Annotated in this window: 13 protein-coding genes; 11 read left to right on the top strand and 2 right to left on the bottom strand. The window is 35.1% G+C overall.

Annotated elements, in window-relative coordinates:
* Window positions 1-11: 11 nt before the first annotated feature.
* Together FNW17_RS08680 and FNW17_RS08675 are read right to left on the bottom strand one after the other, a co-directional pair.
* A complete protein-coding gene (locus FNW17_RS08680) occupies window positions 12-1,628 on the bottom strand; it encodes a RagB/SusD family nutrient uptake outer membrane protein (protein ID WP_143389652.1) in 1,617 nt (538 codons plus the stop codon).
* A 19-nt stretch (window positions 1,629-1,647) separates the two neighbouring features.
* Window positions 1,648-4,569 carry a SusC/RagA family TonB-linked outer membrane protein gene (locus FNW17_RS08675; RefSeq protein WP_144071437.1) on the bottom strand — a complete coding sequence of 974 codons (2,922 nt, stop codon included), beginning with the start codon at window positions 4,567-4,569 and terminating at the stop codon, window positions 1,648-1,650.
* Window positions 4,570-4,795: 226 nt separating this feature from the next.
* Between FNW17_RS08675 and FNW17_RS08670 the strand changes: the two genes are divergently transcribed.
* The 11 genes from FNW17_RS08670 to FNW17_RS08620 all read left to right on the top strand — a co-directional run.
* A complete protein-coding gene (locus FNW17_RS08670; protein ID WP_143389650.1) occupies window positions 4,796-5,833 on the top strand; it encodes a LacI family DNA-binding transcriptional regulator in 1,038 nt (345 codons plus the stop codon).
* Window positions 5,834-6,106: 273 nt separating this feature from the next.
* A complete protein-coding gene (locus tag FNW17_RS08665) occupies window positions 6,107-7,438 on the top strand; it encodes an MFS transporter (RefSeq protein WP_185965285.1) in 1,332 nt (443 codons plus the stop codon).
* Window positions 7,439-7,450: 12 nt separating this feature from the next.
* Window positions 7,451-8,107 carry a beta-phosphoglucomutase gene (pgmB, locus tag FNW17_RS08660; RefSeq protein WP_144071436.1) on the top strand — a complete coding sequence of 219 codons (657 nt, stop codon included), beginning with the start codon at window positions 7,451-7,453 and terminating at the stop codon, window positions 8,105-8,107.
* A 69-nt stretch (window positions 8,108-8,176) separates the two neighbouring features.
* Window positions 8,177-10,483 (top strand): glycoside hydrolase family 65 protein, encoded by a 2,307-nt coding sequence (locus FNW17_RS08655; protein WP_144071489.1) that lies wholly within the window; start codon window positions 8,177-8,179, stop codon window positions 10,481-10,483.
* A gap of 113 nt (window positions 10,484-10,596) precedes the next feature.
* The gene (locus FNW17_RS08650; protein ID WP_144071435.1) at window positions 10,597-12,456 is read left to right on the top strand and encodes a glycoside hydrolase family 13 protein; all 1,860 of its coding nucleotides are present in this window, start codon (window positions 10,597-10,599) and stop codon (window positions 12,454-12,456) included.
* A gap of 87 nt (window positions 12,457-12,543) precedes the next feature.
* A complete protein-coding gene (locus FNW17_RS08645) occupies window positions 12,544-14,961 on the top strand; it encodes a glycoside hydrolase family 31 protein (protein WP_144071434.1) in 2,418 nt (805 codons plus the stop codon).
* Window positions 14,962-15,038: 77 nt separating this feature from the next.
* The gene (locus FNW17_RS08640) at window positions 15,039-16,694 is read left to right on the top strand and encodes an alpha-amylase family glycosyl hydrolase (protein ID WP_143389646.1); all 1,656 of its coding nucleotides are present in this window, start codon (window positions 15,039-15,041) and stop codon (window positions 16,692-16,694) included.
* A gap of 100 nt (window positions 16,695-16,794) precedes the next feature.
* Window positions 16,795-17,481 carry a glycerophosphodiester phosphodiesterase gene (locus tag FNW17_RS08635; protein WP_143389645.1) on the top strand — a complete coding sequence of 229 codons (687 nt, stop codon included), beginning with the start codon at window positions 16,795-16,797 and terminating at the stop codon, window positions 17,479-17,481.
* A gap of 149 nt (window positions 17,482-17,630) precedes the next feature.
* Window positions 17,631-18,038 carry a GxxExxY protein gene (locus FNW17_RS08630; protein ID WP_143389644.1) on the top strand — a complete coding sequence of 136 codons (408 nt, stop codon included), beginning with the start codon at window positions 17,631-17,633 and terminating at the stop codon, window positions 18,036-18,038.
* Window positions 18,039-18,073: 35 nt separating this feature from the next.
* Window positions 18,074-19,282, top strand: coding sequence for a BaiN/RdsA family NAD(P)/FAD-dependent oxidoreductase (locus FNW17_RS08625; RefSeq protein ID WP_143389643.1), 1,209 nt, complete (start codon window positions 18,074-18,076; stop codon window positions 19,280-19,282).
* A gap of 133 nt (window positions 19,283-19,415) precedes the next feature.
* Window positions 19,416-20,539 (top strand): immunoglobulin domain-containing protein (locus tag FNW17_RS08620; RefSeq protein ID WP_185965284.1); only part of this gene is annotated, 1,124 nt, incomplete at its 3' end.

Raw genomic sequence — 20,539 nt, 5'->3', positions numbered from 1 at the left:
ACACGGGAATATTAATAGCCTGTGTTTTGTGATAAATTAGAATTTGATCTTAACTCATTTGCTGGAATAGCGAATAAGAGTCTATACTCAGGCAAAGTAGTTCCAGCTTGGACTCCACCTTTCCATTCCCAATTGTATCCGCTTAAGTATTTGCCAAATCGAATCAAATCTTGACGTCTGCAACCTTCCCAGTATAATTCTTTGGCTCTTTCGTTCAAAACTAAATCTGGCGTTACTTCGCTAGCAGTTACTGTTGCGGCATTTATATTGGCTCTTTTTCTTAAATCATTGATATACCCCATAGCTACTGTTTTATCACCAAAACCGTTAGCGGCTAATTCAGCATACATTAAGTAAGCATCTCCCATTCTAAATAAAGGAAAATCAGTATCAGGAAAGGTTGCCGATGAAGCTTTGGCTCCATCTGCTCTTACATTAGTAAACTTAGTCAATTTTTTTCCTTGTTTAAATGCGTCTTGATTAGTATCAACCGTTGGATTTGTAATAGATGCTGGATCAACATTTCCAGCAACATACGTAACTCTAGCGTCACTAGTCCCAACCGTTTCAGCAAATTCTTTACGAACTCTATACCCTAACCATCCTGAATCTACACCTAATAATACCCCAGTAGCATTATCACAGGAACCATGAACTAAATAAGTCATCCCTCCCCAAGTTTGAGATTTCAAACCATCAGAAACTAAAGGGAAAATAATTTCATTTTGGGCACCATTGATATGATTGTCAGCTTTGAATAATTTAGTTCTATCAGCAATAATAATGTACCCCGAACTAATTACCTTATTAACTGCTGTAAGTGCTTCGGCACCTCTTTCTTTATTGGTATATACTTTTGAATTTAGCAATAATTTTGCTTTTAACATCCAAGCAGCAGCTTTATCGGCTCTTCCGTATTCATTAGATTTAGGAGCTGCTAAATCAGCATCAATAGCATCTAATTCTTTTATTAAAAAATCAAATACAAATTCACGATTTTGCATTGGAGGTTTTACTCCTAAAAAGTCGGCATCTGTCATAAAAGGAACATTTCCAAAAATATCTATTCCGTGATAATAAGTTAAAGCTCTCAGAAAACGAACTTCTGCTCTGAATTTAGTAATTTGAGTTTTTAAGTCTTCACTTACTCCTCTACTGCTTAGTTTTTCTGGACTTGTTTCTCTTAAAAATTCGTTACACAAACCTATTTGGAAAAATACTCTGGCAAAAAATGCTTCGGTAAAAACGTTGTCTTTATCCCAAGTATTAAAATTCAAGTCTTTGATCGTTTTGTTATCACTTTCACCCCAAGCTATCATTGCTTCGTCAGTGGTTAATTCCTGACATTGCCAATATCCTCTCATGTATTGTGAAAATCCCTCATCTACTGATCCACCCAAATCAGATTGTCCTGAAGGACCTTCTTGTCCTGTAACTACAAAACCAGCATAAATTTTTGCCAAAAACTGTTTGTAAGAGTCCGGATTGCTGGCAAAAAATGCTTCGCTAATGGATTGATCATCATCTTTAGGAGCTATATTTAAATCATCTAAGCAAGAACTTAATGAAAACAAGATAGATAAAATAAATACCCATTTTAAATTCTTTATTTCTAGTAATTTTTTCATTTTAATTTATTTTTTAATATTAAAAATTAGCATTCACACCCAACATGAACATTCTAGCTCTTGGGAAAATTGTTCCATCAATTCCATTATTGAAAACCTCTGGATCAATACCTTTATAATCGGTAATGGTCAAAACATTTTGAACACCTCCGTATAATCTTAATGAATAATTATCTGTGTTGTTAAACAAAGATTTAAAATTATACCCTAAAGTAATGTTGTCTAATTTCAAGAAAGAAGCATCTTTAATGTAATAATCCGATTGTTTTGATGCTGCTATAAAACTAGTATTGCTATAATCTACAGGAGAGTTATTGATAGTTTGATTGAAAGTATCATTTATAGTTCCCAAGAATGCTCTACCTGCATTAACATCATCATACACATAATTTCCAAAACTTGCTCTGAAAGCCATAGAATAATCCCAGTTTTTGTAGAATGTCCCGTTCAGCATAAGTCCCATCGTTACATCGGCCTGGGGTTTGTTATAATTATACTGATCACTACTGTCTACTTTTCCGTCTTCGTTTCTATCTACAAATACACCTTCCATTGGTTTTCCTTCGGCAGTATAAACTTGTTCGTAAACTCTATATGAAAAAGGAGATAATCCTATAGTGTGTGTTTGTATAAAAGCGCCTAATCCAACATTTCCCTGAGGGTCGTTATCGGTTGCCAAATCGGTAATTTCGGTTTTATTATAAGTAAGGTTATAATTAATTCCAAAAGTGAAATTGTCTTTTTCGACAGCATCAAAATTTAAGCCAAAATCAAGCCCTCTGGATTCAAGCGATCCAATATTTGTAGGCCCGTAAACCCCTAAGTTTTGAAGCGCACCCAGTTTAGTATTAGCAAACAAATCAGTTGTTTGAGAAAAATAAGCATCAATAGAAGCTTTCAATCTATTGTCAATAAAGGCAACATCCAATCCTGCATTGTATTTTGCACTTCTTTCCCATTTCAAACTTTCGTTGTATCCGTCAGGTTTAGAAATGATAACAAATTCATCGCCAAATTGATAATAGTTATTATTAGAAGTACTGTATTTTTTAATCCAAGCCAATGAACTTCCTAAATTTTGTTGCCCTGTTTCACCATAACTTAATCTTAGTTTTAAATCCGAAAAAGTTTTAGAATCTTTAAGGAAACTTTCTTCTTTTATTTTCCAAGCAAAAGCAACTCCTGGAAAATTAGCCCATTTATTTACTGGAGAAACCCTTGTTGAACCATCGCGTCTAAAATTGACTGTCAACAAATATTTGTCGTTATATCCTAAATTCAAACGTCCGAAAAAGGCTTGCAAATTATTTCCTGGATCAGTATAAACATCTTCTCTGTTTTCTTCTCCTACTCCTAAACCAAATACGTTTCTGTTTCCTGAATAATAATTTTGCCAATCAAATTGTTGGTATTCGTAACCCGCCAATAAATCAACATTTAATTTCCCGAATGCTTTGGTATAATTCAACTGTGCATTTAAATTTTCGTTCTTGTTGCGAAACCAAGTTTCTGAGTAAGATCCAATTTGTGAAGTTGGCAAATTCGGATTATTGTTGAACCCTGATCTAGATAACGAGTTTACAGTTACACTTCCGTCTCCATCTTGTTTATCCATACCCGCATTTATAATAGCTCTTAATTCAGGCAAGAAATGAAACTTATAATCTATATTAATATTTCCAAAAAATCGAAACTGATTTCCAACATTTCTTGTCTCGTTCAATAAACTTACGGGGTTTGAAGTTCCTTTTGGTAATCCTCCAACTACCCACTCTGTATATCCTGCAAAAATTGAATTTGGATCATATACTGATTGGGTTGGATCGTAAGAAATAGCGCTTCCTATGGCTCCTTCATTTGCATTAGTTCTGAAAGTATAAGAATAATTTCCAGTTAGGTTCACTTTTAAATGATTATCAAAAAAACTTGGATTCAAAGCAATAGACGCCGTAGATCTTTTAAAATTTGATGTGTTTAAAATACCACTGTTATCCGTATTTCCGATAGTTAATCTAGAAGGTATTGTTTCGAAAAGATTACCCATTACAGATAAATTTATATCTGAAGTATAGGAATCACTAAAAATTTCATCTTGCCAATCGGTATTTGAAGTTCCCAAAAGATTTGCTTTTAGAGGTGCTTTTTCATTTATCAATGCTCGATAATCATCAGCACCATAAACATCCACTTTTTTTGCCAATGTGTTCAAGGTAGTAAAAGTGTTGAATGAAATTTGCATATCTTTTTTAGACCCTTTTTTAGTAGTAATAAGGATAACTCCATTAGAACCCCTATTTCCGTAAATCGCTGTTGCTGAAGCATCTTTCAAGATAGAAAAAGATTCAATATCATTCGGATTTATGGCAGATAAACCTCCATCTATTGGCAATCCATCAATAACAATTAATGGATCATTACTGGCTAGCAATGAAGATCCACCACGAATTCTAATCACAGGATCGTTACCCGGAGTTCCTGAAGATGTAACCACTACTCCAGCAGCTCTACCGTTTAACAAACCATCAACACTTACAATGGCACCTTTATTAAAGTCTTTAGCAGTAATCAAAGCAACTGCTCCAGTTGCATCTTTCTTTTTCACAGTACCATACCCTACTTGCACAACAACTTCTTTTAGTTCGTTAGAATCTTCTGCAAGACTTACATTTAATGTTTGCTGATTATTAAAAGATATTGTTTGGCTAGTGTATCCAATAAAAGAAAAAACGATTTTATCGCCTTTGTTTAATTTAGCTAATTTGAATTTTCCATCAAAATCAGTTTGTGTCCCTGCATTAGAACCAGCGATTACTATATTTACGCCTGGAATTGGCTGATTCGAATTTGAATCTACAACCGTACCGCTCAATGTTTCTTGTGCAAGAACACTAAAAGGCAAGAATAGTAATAAAAATAACAACTTTTTGTAAATTGTTTTCATACTTTTTGTTTAAATTAATTAGGTTATTGTTAGTAATTACCTTTACTTCGAACTTCAAAATTAGATAATTATCAACAGTTCCAACAAAGGTAAAAATTAAAACAGTTACGAAAACGTGATAGTGTTGAAAAGTTTCTGTTTTATTTAAATTTTTGACACCTAAATTGCCATAATCTAAATAAAATTTTATCTTTATTACGAAAATGATTTTTACTAAATTACACGTATGAAAAAGAAAGTAACACTAAAGCAAATTGCAAAAGAGTTGGATGTATCTATTTCTACCGTTTCCAAGTCTCTTAGAAACAGTCTTGAAATTGGGGAAGAAACCAGACTCAAAGTTCAGGCTTTTGCTAAGTTTTATCATTACAAACCCAATAATATTGCACTAAGTTTAAAAAACAGGAAAACAAAAACCATAGGAATTATTATTCCCGAAATTGTGCATTATTTCTTTTCAACCGTCATCAATGGAATCGAACATGTTGCTAATGAAAAAGGATACAGTGTCATCATTTGTTTATCAGACGATTCTTTCGACAAAGAAGTGCTAAATATGGAATTGCTAGCCAATGGTAGCATCGACGGATTTATAATGTCACTCTCCAAAGAAACCCAATTCAAAGGCGATTTCCACCATATAACTGAAGTAATCAGCCAAGGAATGCCTGTCGTAATGTTTGACAGAGTGACCAACGATATCCTTTGTGACAAAGTGATTATAAATGACGAATTGGCCGCTTATGAAGCCGTTCAAAATTTGATTGATAAAGGCCGTAAAAAAATCGCCCTAGTCACCACTGTCGATTATGTGAGTGTTGGAAAATTTAGAACAGATGGCTACATCAAAGCATTGAGAGATAACGGTTTGCCATTCGATGAAAATCTAATCATCAAAATTGAAAATGTCGAAAATTGCGAAATCACAATTGCTCAATTGCTAGAAAACAAAGCCTTTGATGCTGTTTTTGCGGTAAACGAGTTATTTGCTGTAACCATCATCAAAATAGCTCATAAAATGGGGATAAAAGTTCCTGAAGACCTCGCAGTTATTGCTTTTACAGATGGAATTATATCTAAATATTCTACGCCAACCATAACGACAGTAAGCCAAAACGGATTAGAAATGGGCAGTGTGGCAGCAAAAATACTTATCGAAAGATTGGAAGCCGAAGAAGAAGGAATAGAAATAGAAGAAAAGGACGAAGTCTACAAAACTGTTGTAATTGAAACCCATTTAATAGAGCGAGAATCAACGCTTTAAAAAAATTCAATTTCATTAGCAATTTCAATATTTTATTGTGCTGTAAAACACATTTATTTTTATCATTTTCATTGATATAGTCATCGATATTAAAAACTTATTCACACTATTACGTTGTAGTTTTTGAAATAAATACTTTTCTAACTTCTAACTTCCAACTTCTAACTTCTTTTAATATATTTACACAATTCAAAACTGTTACTTTTACTTCGAAAAATAAGTTAAGTTTTGATAAGCAAGGTGCTTATCGTACATTTAAAACAATATACGATAATGAAAAAACCCAAATTAAGTTTTTGGCAAATCTGGAATCTAAGCTTTGGATTCCTGGGAGTACAAATTGGATATTCACTTCAAAATGGTAATACCAGCAGAATATTAGAAGCCCTCGGTGCCGATGTTCATAGCATTGGATACTTTTGGCTGGCAGCTCCACTCGCAGGTCTAATTGTTCAACCTATCATTGGTCTGTCTAGCGATAAAACTTGGACACGTCTTGGACGCAGAATTCCATTTATATTTTTTGGCGCAATAGTTTCGGCTTTGGCAATGTTTTTTATGCCAAATGCAGAATATTTTACTTATTTATTACCCCCATTAATTTTTGGTGCCGTAATGCTTCTCTTAATGGACACTTCATTTAATGTAACCATGCAGCCATTTAGATCACTTGTTGGTGATATGGTCAATGACGAACAGAAAAATCTAGGTTATTCTTTGCAAAGTGCTTTAATCAATTTTGGAGCCGTTTTTGGTTCTTTATTGCCATGGATTCTTGCCAAAGCAGGAGTCGCAAATATTCCCGCAGCTGGCGAAAAAGTGGCAGCTTCTGTAATTTGGTCTTTCTATATAGGAGGAGCTATTTTGTTAGCAACTGTTCTTTGGACTGTTTTTAGAACCAGAGAATATGCCCCAAAAGAACACGCAGAATACAACGACATCGACTTAGAAGCCGAAACTATAACCGAAAAGACAAGTATTATCAAATTGATAAAAAACGCTCCAAAAATATTTTGGCAATTGGGAATTGTACAATTCTTTTCTTGGTTTGCCCTGTTTTTAATGTGGGTTTACACTACCAGAGCCATTGCCAATCAGGTTTGGGGAGCAGAAGCATTAGATCCAAAATCTATTGGTTTCAACGAAGCAGGAGATTGGACAGGAGTATTGTTTGCCTTTTATAGTGCAGTTGCTGCCCTATTTTCTTTCCTAATCCCAAAAATTGCAAAATCAATTGGCAGAAAAAAAACCTATAGTTTTTCACTTTTAATGGGAGGAATTGGCTTGGCATCGATGTATTTTGTACACGACAAAACCATTTTATTACTTTCCATTTCAGGAGTAGGATTGGCTTGGGCAGCCATTTTAGCTATGCCTTACGCCATGCTTTCTGGCTCACTTCCAGCAGATAAAATGGGAGTTTATATGGGATTGTTTAATGCCACCATTACCATTCCACAAATCGCTGCGGGATTATTAGGAAGTACAATTATTGCTTTGTTTGGAGGTTTTCCAATGGCCATTATTGTAATCGCAGGAGTTTCAATGTTGATAGCCGGTTTGGCAGTATTTTTTGTTAAAGAAAGAATTTCAACAGCTAAATAAATTAAAATAATAATGAATACAAAAGCATTTATATTCGACCTTGACGGCGTAATTGTGGACACCGCAAAATACCATTTTCTAGCTTGGGAAAAAATCGCCAATGAATTAGGGTTCGAATTTACACACGAAAACAACGAATTATTAAAAGGAGTAAGCCGTGTGCGCTCGCTCGATATCATTCTGGAAATAGGGAAAGTTACTGCTTCGCAAGAAGCCAAAAACAGATGGCTCATTCAAAAAAACGAAGATTATTTGTCCTATTTAGTCGACATGGACGAAAGCGAAATCTTACAAGGAGTGATGCCTATTTTAAACTATTTGAAAGAGCGCAACCAATTAATAGCATTAGGTTCAGCCAGCAAAAACGCTAGACCTATTCTCGAAAAAACGGGAACTCTTGACTTCTTTGATGCTATTGTTGACGGAAACGATGTTTCGAACGCCAAACCCGATCCCGAAGTTTTCTTGCTTGCCGCCAAATTATTGAATACCAAACCCGAAGATTCAATTGTTTTCGAAGATTCGGTTGCTGGAGTTCAAGCCGCAAACATTGGCGGAATGATTAGCGTAGGAATTGGAGAAGCTTCCACCTTGCACGAAGCAAAATATTTATTTAAAGATTTTACCCAAATGGATAAAACCTTTATCGACAATTTAATAAACAATTAAATGATTGAAAAAAAAGAATTCAAAAAATCGAATTCTTTAAATTTTTCAACTATTAAACAAAAAGAAGAAATGAACCAAGATTATATAAAACCAGATAATTGGTCAATCATTGAAGAAGGATTTGATGCAGAGAGCGTAAAATCGTCCGAAAGTCTCTTCAGCATTGGCAACGGTGCTATGGGACAACGCGCGAATTTTGAAGAAAATTACACAGGAGAAACTTTTCAAGGAAGTTATATTGCAGGAATTTATTATCCCGATAAAACCAAAGTGGGTTGGTGGAAAAATGGGTATCCAAAATATTTTGCCAAAGTCCTAAACGCACCAAATTGGATTGGAATTGACATTGAAATCAACGATGAAAACCTAGATTTGAATACGTGTACGGAAGTTAAAAACTTTCGTCGTGAGTTGAATATGAAAGAAGGTTGGTACAACCGTTCTTTTGAAGCTGTTTTGCAAAACGGAACCGAAATTGGCGTAAATATTCGTCGTTTTCTATGTATGAATTTAGACGAAGTAGGTATTATCAATTATGAAATCACCGCTCTAAACAAAGACACGAAAATAGTTTACAAACCTTATGTTGACGCTGGAGTAAGCAATGAAGATGCGAACTGGGAAGAGAAATTCTGGGAACCAATGGATGTAAAAAGAAGCGGAAACGAAGCTTTTGTAACCGCCCAAACCTTCAAAACCCATTTCAAGGCCACTACTTTTATGCAAAACAGCATTTTTATAAATGGTAAAAATGGCAACATTTCTCCTTCTAACATAAAAACTGGCACCGATAAAATTCAATTTTCTTTCGATGTTATCATTGCAAAAGGACAAAAATCTTCTATCCAAAAAATTGGTGGTTATACTGTTTCTTTAAATCACGAAAATACTGTAGCAGCAGCAGAAGCCGTAATAAAAGAAGCTTTAGCAAAAGGTTATAACCAATTATTAGAAGAGCAAATCGAAGCTTGGGCAAAAATTTGGGAAATGTCAGACATCACTATTGAAGGCGATGTGAAAGCACAACAAGGAATACGTTTCAATATTTTTCAACTCAATCAAACCTATTCTGGTAAAGATTCTCGTTTGAATATTGGTCCAAAAGGTTTCACTGGCGAAAAATATGGCGGTTCTACTTATTGGGATACCGAAGCTTATTGCATTCCGTTTTATATGGCGACCAAAGACCAGCAAGTGGCAAGAAATTTATTGACGTATCGTTACAATCAATTGGACAAAGCCATTGAAAATGCTAAAGACAATTTGGGTTTCAAAAATGGAGCGGCATTGTATCCTATGGTGACAATGAATGGCGAAGAATGTCATAACGAATGGGAAATCACTCACGAAGAAATCCACAGAAATGGTGCGATTGCCTTTGCGATTTTCAATTACCATCGTTTTACTGGCGATTACAGCTATATCCCGGAAAAAGGATTGGAAGTGTTGATTGGGATTGCGCGTTTTTGGCATCAACGAGCCAATTTTTCGACAGACAAAAATCAGTATGTCATTCTTGGAGTTACAGGCCCAAACGAATATGAAAATAACGTAAACAATAATTTCTATACTAATTATATTGCTAAATGGTGTATCGATTATGCACACGAACAAATCCTGAAAGTGTCTTTGGAATATCCTTCAGACCACAAACGCATCATCGAAAAAGTAAAATTATCCGATGCTGAATTGCAGGAATGGAAAAAAGTTTCAGGCAATATGTACTTCCCGTATTCCGAAAAATACGGGGTTTATTTGCAACAAGATGGTTTCTTAGATAAAGAATTGGTTTTGGTAAAAGATTTAGATAAAAGCCAACGACCAATCAACCAAAAATGGTCTTGGGACAGAGTTTTGCGTTCGCCATACATCAAACAAGCTGATACATTACAAGGATTTTATTTTTTTGAAGATCATTTTACGAGAGAACAATTAGAAAAACATTTCGATTTTTACGAACCGTTTACCGTTCACGAAAGTTCACTTTCGCCTTGCGTGCATTCCATTCAAGCAGCCAAATTGGACAAAATGGATATGGCTTACACGTTCTATTTGAGAACTTCACGTTTGGACCTTGACGATTACAATAAAGAAGTCGAAGAAGGTTGTCATATCACATCAATGGCAGGAACTTGGATGAGTATTGTAGAAGGATTTGGCGGAATGCGCGTAAAAAATGATGCGCTACATTTCTCTCCAAAAATACCAAAAGAATGGACGGGTTATTCCTTTAAAATCAATTTCAGAAACCAGATTTTGAAGGTTGCTGTGAATCACCACGACACCCAACTTACACTCGAAGGTTCGAAAGAAATGACTGTGTTTATCAATGGAAATGCGGTTTTGGTGGAACCAAATAGTTTGGTTGTCGTCTAGTTAAAAAGTCAATACCATATAAGGCATATAAGGACAGATAAGAAAACTTAAATGAACTTATATGCCTTATATGTTTAAATAATAAAGTTGAAATAAATTCAATTATTTGTCAAATGAAAAAACTACTTTTATTTTTTTTAATTTCTTCAACAATGTTTGCACAAATCGAAAGAATAGAACCTCCTTTTTGGTATGCCGGAATGCACAATCCCGAATTACAAATTATGGTATATGGCAAAAACATATCAAAATATAACGTTTCGACTTCAAATTCAATTCCAATTACAAAAGTAGAAAGAACCGAAAACCCCAACTACATTTTTGTCACCATCAACACCAAAAATATTCCTCCAAAAGACTTCTATTTCCTATTTAAAGAAAATGAAAAAGTAATTTTTACACAAAAATATTCCCTAAAACAAAGAAGAGAAAACTCAGCCGTGCGCAAAAGTTTTGATGCTTCAGATATGATGTATTTGATAATGCCAGACCGTTTCGCCAACGGATATCTGAAGAATGATAGCGACAAATTGACCACCGAAAAATACAACCGAGAATTGCCCGAAGGAAGACACGGAGGAGACATTCAAGGCGTCATCAATCATTTAGATTACATCGCAGCATTGGGCGCAACAACCCTTTGGATTACACCACTTTGCGAAGATAACGAAGCGGTTTATTCCTATCATTCTTATGCACAAACCGATGTCTATAAAATAGACCCTCGATACGGAACCAATGAAGATTATACCCGATTAGCTACTGAAATGCACAAAAAAAACCTGAAATTAGTGATGGATTATGTAACCAATCACTGGGGTTTACAGCATTGGATGATGAAAGATTTACCCACTCAAGATTGGATTCATCAGTTTGAAAATTTCACTCAAACCAACCATAGAAGAACAGTCATTCACGACATAAATGCATCCAAAAGCGATACCAAAATATGTATGGATGGCTGGTTTGCTCCATCGATGCCTGATTTGAATCAAACAAATCCATTGGTTTTAAATTATCTTACTCAAAATGCTATTTGGTGGATTGAATCTTCCAATTTAGATGGTTTTAGAGTGGACACTTACAATTATGCCGATCCAATCGCCATCACAAAATGGACCAAAGCCATCACAGATGAATATCCGAATTTCAATATTGTTGGCGAAATTTCGATGCGCGATCAAGCCCAACTTTCCTATTGGCAAAAAGACAGTCCCATAGGTAAAATTCAGAATTTCAATTCTCATTTGCCTAGTGTAATGGATTTTATTTTATCTGATGCTCTTTTAACGGTTTTCAACGAAGATGGAAACTGGGAAAGTGGAATGGCAAAAGTTTACAACAATTTTGCCAATGATTTTCTATTTCCAAATGTGAATAATTTATTGATTTTTGCCGAAAATCACGACACAAATCGCATCAATCACGTTTACAAAAATGACATTGAAAAATACAAGATGACAATGAGTTTACTTGCCACAGTGCGAGGAATTCCTCAATTGTATTATGGTTCCGAAATTGGAATGGCAGGAAACAAAGACGATGGAGGAGATGCCGCTATTCGCCAAGATTTCCCCGGTGGATGGGAAGCCGATCCTATAAATGCTTTTACCAAAGAAGGAAGAACGCAAGGACAAAACGAATATTTCGATTTCACTTCCAAGCTCTTTAATTGGAGAAAAAACAAATCGGTAGTTCACTTTGGCAAAATGACGCACTACATTCCCGAAGACAATACGTATGTCTATTTCAGATACAATGCTACCGACCCCAGCGTTAGCGAACTGGCGAAGCAAAGCGTGATGGTTTTATTCAACAACAGTAGCGAAACCAAAACGCTAAAAACGGATCGATTTGTTGAAAATATTGGGAATTTCAAAACCGGAAAAGACGTCATTACCGATAAAATAATTGACGTTACAAAAGAAATTACTTTGGAACCAAAATCAGCTTTGATATTGGAATTGAAATAAAAAACTTGAACCATATAAGGCATTTAAGGTCAAATAAGAAAAACTTAAACGGCCTTAAATACGTTATATGGTCGAAAAAATAAAACTATGAAAAAACTCTTTTTCTTATTATTCATAACTTCACTTTCTTTTGCTCAAAATGCAAATAGGAAATTTGAAAGTTTCAAAGAAGTCAACAACGCTTTAGAAATCAACACTTCCGATGGTCAATATATCTTCAAAGCCTATTCAGATAAAATTATTGAAACCTCTTTTATTCCAAATGGCGAAACTTTCAATCCAATTTCTCAAGCAGTAGTAGCTGTTCCAAAAACGGGTATTTCAAAGATTATCGAAACACCAAGTTCTATAAACCTTTACACTAAAGGAATAGTAGTTTCTATCCAAAAGTCACCTTTTCAAATAGTTTATTTCAACCAACAAAAACTTATTCTTTCCGAAAAAAACGGCTACTCCAAACATAAACATATTCCACTTGAGAATGTAAAAGGCAACATAAAAGCGGATTCAACCGAAGTTTTGCAATTTAATATTTCACCAGACGAAATGCTTTACGGCGGTGGTGCTCGCGCTTTAGGAATGAATCGTCGTGGCAATAAATTAGCTTTATACAACCGAGCCCAATACGGATACGAAACCCACGCAGAATTAATGAATTTCTGTATTCCAATGGTGTTGTCGTCGAAAATGTATGCTGTTCATTTTGATAATTCGGCTATTGGTTACTTGGATTTAGACAGCAAAAAAGATAATACTTTGGCGTACGAAACAATTTCAGGCAGAAAAACCTACCAAGTAATTGTGGGTGATTCCTGGACGGATTTGATTTCGAATTACACTGATTTAACCGGAAAACAACCTTTGCCAGCGCGATGGACTTTGGGAAATTTCTCCAGTCGTTTTGGTTATCATTCACAAGAAGAAGTCGAGAAAACCATCAAGAAATTCGAAGACGATAAAATTCCTGTCGATGCGATAATTCTGGATTTGTACTGGTTTGGCGCAGCAATGAAAGGGACAATGGGCAACTTGGATTGGGAAAAGGAAACCTTCCCAAATCCCGAAAAAATGATGTCCGATTTGAATGCAAAAGGCATAAAAACGGTGCTTATTACCGAACCTTTTGTACTGACCACTTCCAAGAAATGGCAGGAAGCCGTGGACAAAAAAGTAGTGGCAACAGATAAATCCGGAAAACCTTTTACTTATGATTTCTACTTTGGAAACACGGGAATCATCGATATTTTCAAACCCGACGGAAAAGATTGGTTTTGGAATATTTATAAAAACTTAATCAATCAAGGCGTTGGTGGACTTTGGGGCGATTTGGGTGAACCCGAAGTTTTCCCATCCGAAGCCATAACTGCTGGTGGCAAAGCCGATGAAGTCCATAATGTTTATGGACACAATTGGGCCAAATTAATTGCCGACGGTTACAAAAAAGATTTTCCAAATCAGCGTCCGTTTATATTAATGCGCGCCGGATATTCTGGTTCGCAACGATTCGGAATGATGCCTTGGTCTGGCGACGTGAGCCGTTCTTGGGGAGGATTGCAATCGCAAACCGAAATTTCCCTACAGATGGGAATGCAAGGAATGGGGTATATGCACTCGGATTTAGGTGGTTTTGCAGGCGATTATTTCGACAATGAATTGTACATTCGTTGGTTGCAATACGGAGTATTTCAACCGATATTTCGTCCGCACGCTCAGGAAGAAGTCGCTTCAGAAGTGGCTCGAAAAGACATTATAACCAAAGCAAAAGCCAAGAAACTAGTGGAATTGCGTTATCAGCTTTTGCCATACAATTATACTTTGGCTTTTGAAAATAACCAAAAAGGAACGCCGTTAATGCGTCCATTATTTTTTGAAGAACCCAATAATCAAAAATTATTAACCGTTTGCGAAACCTATCTTTGGGGAAATGACTTTTTAGTTAAACCAATAACGAAAGCTGGTGTGACTTCAACTTCCATTTATTTTCCAAAAAACAACAATTGGTTTGATTTCTATACCGGTAAAAAACAATTGGCAGGAACGACATCAACCATTGCAGTTGTCGAAGATCATATTCCTGTTTTTGTTCGTGGTAGCGCTTTTATCCCGATGATAAAAACCATTCAAAACACATCCAAATATTCATTAAAAAACTTCGATTTGCATTATTATTTTGATGCAAAAACTACTCAAAGTTCAGGAAAACTATACAATGATGACGGAACAACAGCAAACGCTTTCGAAAAAGGAGCATTTGAAATTTTGAATTTCAATGGCAATGTCAATGGCAATGTCAATGGTAAATTAGTAGTCATTAAATTGAATGCAGAAATTGGGAAAAACTTTCAATCATCTGATAAAAATGTTACGTTAATTGTTCACAATATAAAAGTAAAATCAGTAATCGTAAACGGAAAAACTGTTGATTTCAAAACCGTTAAAAATAATATAGAAATTCCAATTTCTTGGAAAAAAGGAACTGGAGTTGAAATTAAAATTCAATTATAATAAAATTCAAAAACCATTAATAAATTAAGGTCAACTTAATGTCTCTTAATTTTCTTAATGGTTCAAAAAAAAGACCAATGAAAAAAAATATCTTATTTTCAATCGCATTTCTTTCGCTGCTTTTCGCTAGTTGTTCCTCAACTAAAACAGCACAATCATCCTCAAAAACTCCTTTTGTTTGGGAAAATGCCAATGTCTATTTTCTTTTGATTGACCGATTCAACAATGGAGATAAAACGAACGATCACACTTATAACCGAAACAAACCTACGGGAAAATTACGGGGTTTTGAAGGTGGCGATATTCGTGGCGTGATTCAAAAATTAGACGAAGGGTATTTTGAAAAACTAGGCATAACTGCCATTTGGATGACGCCAGTTGTCGAACAAATTCACGATGGAGTTGATGAAGGAACTGGTTATAGCTATGGGTTTCACGGGTATTGGGCAAGAGATTGGTCAGCATTGGATCCAAGTTTTGGAACCAAAAAAGATTTGGCCGAATTGATTCAAAAAGCACACGCAAAAGGAATTCGGATAATGCTTGATGCCGTTATCAATCACACCGGACCCGTTACTGCCGAAGATTCTGCCTACCCAAATGATTGGGTGAGAACTTCTCCAAAATGTACTTATAAATCATACGACACATACATTAATTGCACGTTGGTAGAAAACCTTCCTGATGTAAAAACCGAAAGCAATGAAGCGGTAGCTCTACCACCTTTTTTGATTGAAAAATGGAAAAAAGAAGGTCGTTACGAACAAGAAGTAGCCGAATTAGATGCTTTTTTTGCCAAAACAGGTTATCCTCGTGCACCAAAATATTACATTATGAAATGGTTATCGGATTACATCACCGATTATGGAATTGATGGCTATCGCGTGGATACAGTAAAACACACTTATGAAGACGTTTGGGCTGATTTCAAGAAAGTTTGTGATGTTGCTTTTGAAGATTTCAAGAATAACAATCCTGAAAAAGTATTAGACAGCCAAGACTTTTTTACAGTTGGCGAAGTCTATGGTTACAATATTGGAGCCAAAAAACTATACGATTTTGGAGATAAAAAAGTAGATTATTTCGCCAATGGTTTTACTGGTTTAATCAATTTTGACTTTAGAAACGAAGCCAAAATGAATTATGAACCTTTGTTTTCAAAATACAATTCAATCCTTCAAAATGACTTGAAAGGAAATACGGTGATGAATTATGTTTCTTCACACGACGACGGTTCTCCTTATGACAAGAAACGTGAAAAAACATTCGAAAGTGGCACCAAACTATTGCTTGCCCCGGGAATTTCGCAAGTGTATTATGGTGACGAAAGCGCTCGTACTCTAGACATTCCGGGAACAACAGGCGATGCTACTTTACGTTCGATGATGAATTGGGAAGACATAAAAACCAATAACGAAACTCAAAAAGTGCTTTTGCATTGGCAAAAACTGGGCAATTTCAGAAAAAATCATATATCAATTGGAGCTGGAATTCATCAAGAAATTTCGGCAAGCCCTTATGTTTTTAGTAGAACTTTTACCAAAGATAATTTCACTGATAATGTAGTTGTCGGTTTGGATTTACCAAAAGGGCAAAAAGAAATTTCGGTGGGAACTATTTTCAAGGATGGAACAAAATTGAAAGATGTTTATTCTGGGAAAGTAGCCGTGGTTTCAAATGGTAAAGTAATTATTGACACAGAATTTGACATTGTTTTATTAGAAAAACTGTAAGCAACTATTTTTATAATTTTTCGCAAAGTTCTCAAAGTATATTTAAGCTTTGAGAACTTTGCGTTTTTTCTTAATTACCTTTGCGGTAAATTTGATGTAAATGAATTCCATTCTCAAAATTGGTCATCGCGGAGCAAAAGGTCATCAACCCGAGAACACTTTAATTTCTTTCCAAAAAGCCATCGATTTGAAAGTTGACGGCATCGAACTGGACGTACATTTGAGCTCGGATGGAGAAATAATCGTTATTCACGATGATACAATTGACCGAACCACCAACGGAAAAGGGGAAGTAAACAAAATGTCTCTAAAAGAATTGAAGTCATTCCTAATAAATAATTCTCAAGAAATTCCAACATTAATAGAAGTTTTAAACCTAGTCCACAAACAGTGTTTTATCAATATTGAACTCAAAGGAATTGGCACTTCGAAACCCGTTTTAGACTTAATAAGTCTTTACATTAAAGATAAAAAGTGGCATTACAATAATTTCCTAATTTCCAATTTTGATTGGAAAATGCTGGAAGAAGCTCAGTTGTTAAATCCGAAAATCCGAATTGGTGTTTTGACCGATGCCTCTGTTGAAGACGCTTTGGCTTTCGCCAAAAAAACAAAAGCCTTTTCCATTCATCCCAATTATAGATTGTTAACCAAAGAAAATGTAGCTTTGATGCTGGAAAATGGATTCGAAGTTTTTCCTTGGACAGTAAATTCATTTGAAGACATCCAAAAAATAAAATCATTCAATGTAAACGGAATCATTTCGGATTTCCCTGATAGAATATGATTATATTAAACCATTAAGCTCATTAATAAAATTAAGATTTGCAGTGTTCTTAACTTTCTTAATTTTCTTAATGGTTTGAAAAAAAAGAATATGAACAACATTTCCAGTAGAACCAGGTAATTAAGTATATTAAATAAATAATTTCATTTATGACAAAAAAAGAAATAACTCAATTGTCTTATGCAATAATCGGTTTTGCAATAAAAGTTCATAAAAAGTTAGGTCCTGGTCTATTAGAAAAAATATATGAGGAATGTTTAAAATATGAACTTGAAACAAACGGATACAAAGTTCAACAACAAATAAATATTGAAATCGATTATTATGATCTAGAGTTATCAAATCCATTGCGATTGGATTTATTAGTAAATGACTGTGTCATAGTCGAGTTAAAAACAGTTGAAAAATTCCATCCAATTGACGAGGCAAAACTATTGACTTATATGAAGCTATTGAGTGTACCACAGGGGTTACTAATTAATTTCAACACCACTAATATAACAAAATCTACAAAACCGTTAGTAAATGAATATTTTACTAGATTAGCAGATGACTAAACTTAATAAATCTTAATTCCCTTAATGGTTTAAAAATGAACTCAAATTTTGACATTATAATTGTAGGCGGTGGCGCTGCTGGATTTTTTACGGCAATCAACATTGTGGAGAAAAATCCGAAACTAAAAGTAGCCATTCTCGAACGCGGAAGCGAAGTATTATCTAAAGTTCGCGTTTCTGGTGGAGGAAGATGCAACGTGACGCACGCTTGTTTTGAACCCAACGAATTGGTAAAATTTTATCCTCGTGGCGAAAAAGAATTGCGTGGGCCTTTTCATCAATTTTGTTCTGGAGATACTGTAGAATGGTTTAGTAATCACGGAGTCGAACTCAAAATTGAAGACGACGGACGTATGTTTCCGGTTTCGAATTCGTCGCAAACTATCATTGATTGTTTTCTCCAAGCCTCCCAGAAATTGGGAATTGCAGTTTTGACTAGTCAAAGTGTGCAATCCATTTTCAAAAAAGACAACCTATGGAAAATTGAAACCCAAACCGAAAATTACATTACCGAAAAACTAATTCTCGCTACCGGTAGCAACCCAAAAATTTGGGAAATGCTACAGAATTTTGGTCACGCCATCATAAACCCGGTTCCTTCCTTGTTTACATTTAATATTAAAGATTCTAGAATAAAAGAACTGCCAGGCGTTTCGGCGATAGTTTCAATAAAAGTAAAAGACACGAAATTAACGGCAACCGGTCCTTTATTAATAACACATTGGGGAATGAGCGGCCCGGCAATTTTGAAATTATCCGCATGGGGAGCACGAATTTTATCCGAAAAGAATTATCAATTTACCATTTTCGTCAATTGGCTAAACGACCTTGATGCCGATGATACCGAAAAAATCCTAAAAGACTTAAAACAAGAACACGCCAAAAAAGCGGTTTCCAAGAAATCTCCTTTTGACTTTCCGAATCGACTTTGGGAAAGTTTGGTTCTTGCTTCGAATATTTCTGAGGAAACCAAATGGGCTGATTTATCCAAAATGCAACTTCAAAACTTGACCAATCAATTGACGAATTCCAGTTTTAATGTCAACGGAAAAAGTACCTTCAAGGAAGAATTCGTTACGGCAGGCGGTATAGATTTAAAGGAAATCAACTTCAAAACTATGGAAAGCAAACTGCACGAAAATCTTTATTTTTCAGGAGAAATCTTGAATATTGATGCTGTAACTGGGGGATTTAACTTTCAAAACGCTTGGACGAGTGGATTTATTTTGGCAAATTCGCTATAGTTATTTTGAAAATTAATTGTATTTTTGATATTAATTGAGTTTGTTTTTTCATTATTCTTAATGTTGGGTTATTATTTAACTGCTCAAAAATTATTCTTTTTCAAATATGTATTAACCAATTCCCCCATTGTCAATGAAAAAAAATTACTTGTTAATCGCCATCTTTTTTAGTTTTTTTTCCTTCAATTCTTCAGCAATTAGCTTAAAAAACAATGTGTTTTCTATATTTTTAGATGCTGAAACATCCAAACTTATAAATAATCCAAAAACCAGTTTAGCAGATCCAACATCAAATCCAACTGCTTCTTCCTCATCATTATGTGAAGGTGAAAGTTTAACACTAAGAGCAAATCCAAGCGGAGGAATTGCCCCTTACACTTATAGTTGGACTGGTCCAAATGACTATGTTTCAACAGACGAAAATCCAGTAATAAATAATATTAGTCCATCGGCAGCAGGAGTTTATTCTTTGATTGTAACAGATGCACTTAATGCTGTTTCAACTATTCAAAATACAGCAGCTGTAATTGTTAATGTAAAAACTGACCCTGAATTTAACGCAACTCTACCAGCTATTTGTAAAGGAGGTTTTGCTCCTATTTTATCAACAACTTCAACAAACGGAATTACAGGAACCTGGAATCCTGCAATTGTAAATAATACAACAACAACAACCTATATCTTTACACCAGACTCTGGTCAATGTGCTAATTCATTAACCTTTACCATTTTTGTTTTAAATAATGTTGATCCAAAATTTACTTTACCATCATCCATTTGTACTGGCGATACTTCGCCTATTTTGCAAACCGTTTCTAATAATGGAATTGTCGGAATCTGGAATCCTTCTACAGTTAGCAATACAGCTTCAGGTTCTTATGTTTTCACTCCTTCAGCTGGACAATGTGCCACAATAACTACAGTAAATATTGCTATAAACCCTTTGGTACCTGTTTTTATTCCTGCTATACAAACCATTTGCTCAGGAGAAACTACTTCCCCTTTGCCTACAACTTCTACAAATGGAGTAAATGGAACTTGGTCGCCAGCTTTTAACAATACATCAACTAACACGTATACTTTTACACCAAATTCGGGACAATGCGCGCCAACTACAGCAACAGCTACAATGACTGTAATTATAAACCCAATTATAGCAGTTTTTACGCAAGTAGCACCAATTTGTTCGGGTCAAACGTTAGCTCCTTTGCCAACTACATCTGATAATGGCGTGACTGGAACTTGGTCGCCAGCAAT

This window comes from Flavobacterium franklandianum (assembly GCF_007097365.1).
GTDB lineage: Bacteria > Bacteroidota > Bacteroidia > Flavobacteriales > Flavobacteriaceae > Flavobacterium > Flavobacterium franklandianum.
This window is presented reverse-complemented; position numbering and strand designations above follow the sequence as displayed.

Coding starts and splice junctions, on each gene's coding strand:
- FNW17_RS08680 (WP_143389652.1), bottom strand. CDS start 1,628: ATGAAAAAATTACTAGAAATAAAGAATTTAAAATGGGTATTTATTTTA.
- FNW17_RS08675 (WP_144071437.1), bottom strand. CDS start 4,569: ATGAAAACAATTTACAAAAAGTTGTTATTTTTATTACTATTCTTGCCT.
- FNW17_RS08670 (WP_143389650.1), top strand. CDS start 4,796: ATGAAAAAGAAAGTAACACTAAAGCAAATTGCAAAAGAGTTGGATGTA.
- FNW17_RS08665 (WP_185965285.1), top strand. CDS start 6,107: ATGAAAAAACCCAAATTAAGTTTTTGGCAAATCTGGAATCTAAGCTTT.
- pgmB (WP_144071436.1), top strand. CDS start 7,451: ATGAATACAAAAGCATTTATATTCGACCTTGACGGCGTAATTGTGGAC.
- FNW17_RS08655 (WP_144071489.1), top strand. CDS start 8,177: ATGAACCAAGATTATATAAAACCAGATAATTGGTCAATCATTGAAGAA.
- FNW17_RS08650 (WP_144071435.1), top strand. CDS start 10,597: ATGAAAAAACTACTTTTATTTTTTTTAATTTCTTCAACAATGTTTGCA.
- FNW17_RS08645 (WP_144071434.1), top strand. CDS start 12,544: ATGAAAAAACTCTTTTTCTTATTATTCATAACTTCACTTTCTTTTGCT.
- FNW17_RS08640 (WP_143389646.1), top strand. CDS start 15,039: ATGAAAAAAAATATCTTATTTTCAATCGCATTTCTTTCGCTGCTTTTC.
- FNW17_RS08635 (WP_143389645.1), top strand. CDS start 16,795: ATGAATTCCATTCTCAAAATTGGTCATCGCGGAGCAAAAGGTCATCAA.
- FNW17_RS08630 (WP_143389644.1), top strand. CDS start 17,631: ATGACAAAAAAAGAAATAACTCAATTGTCTTATGCAATAATCGGTTTT.
- FNW17_RS08625 (WP_143389643.1), top strand. CDS start 18,074: ATGAACTCAAATTTTGACATTATAATTGTAGGCGGTGGCGCTGCTGGA.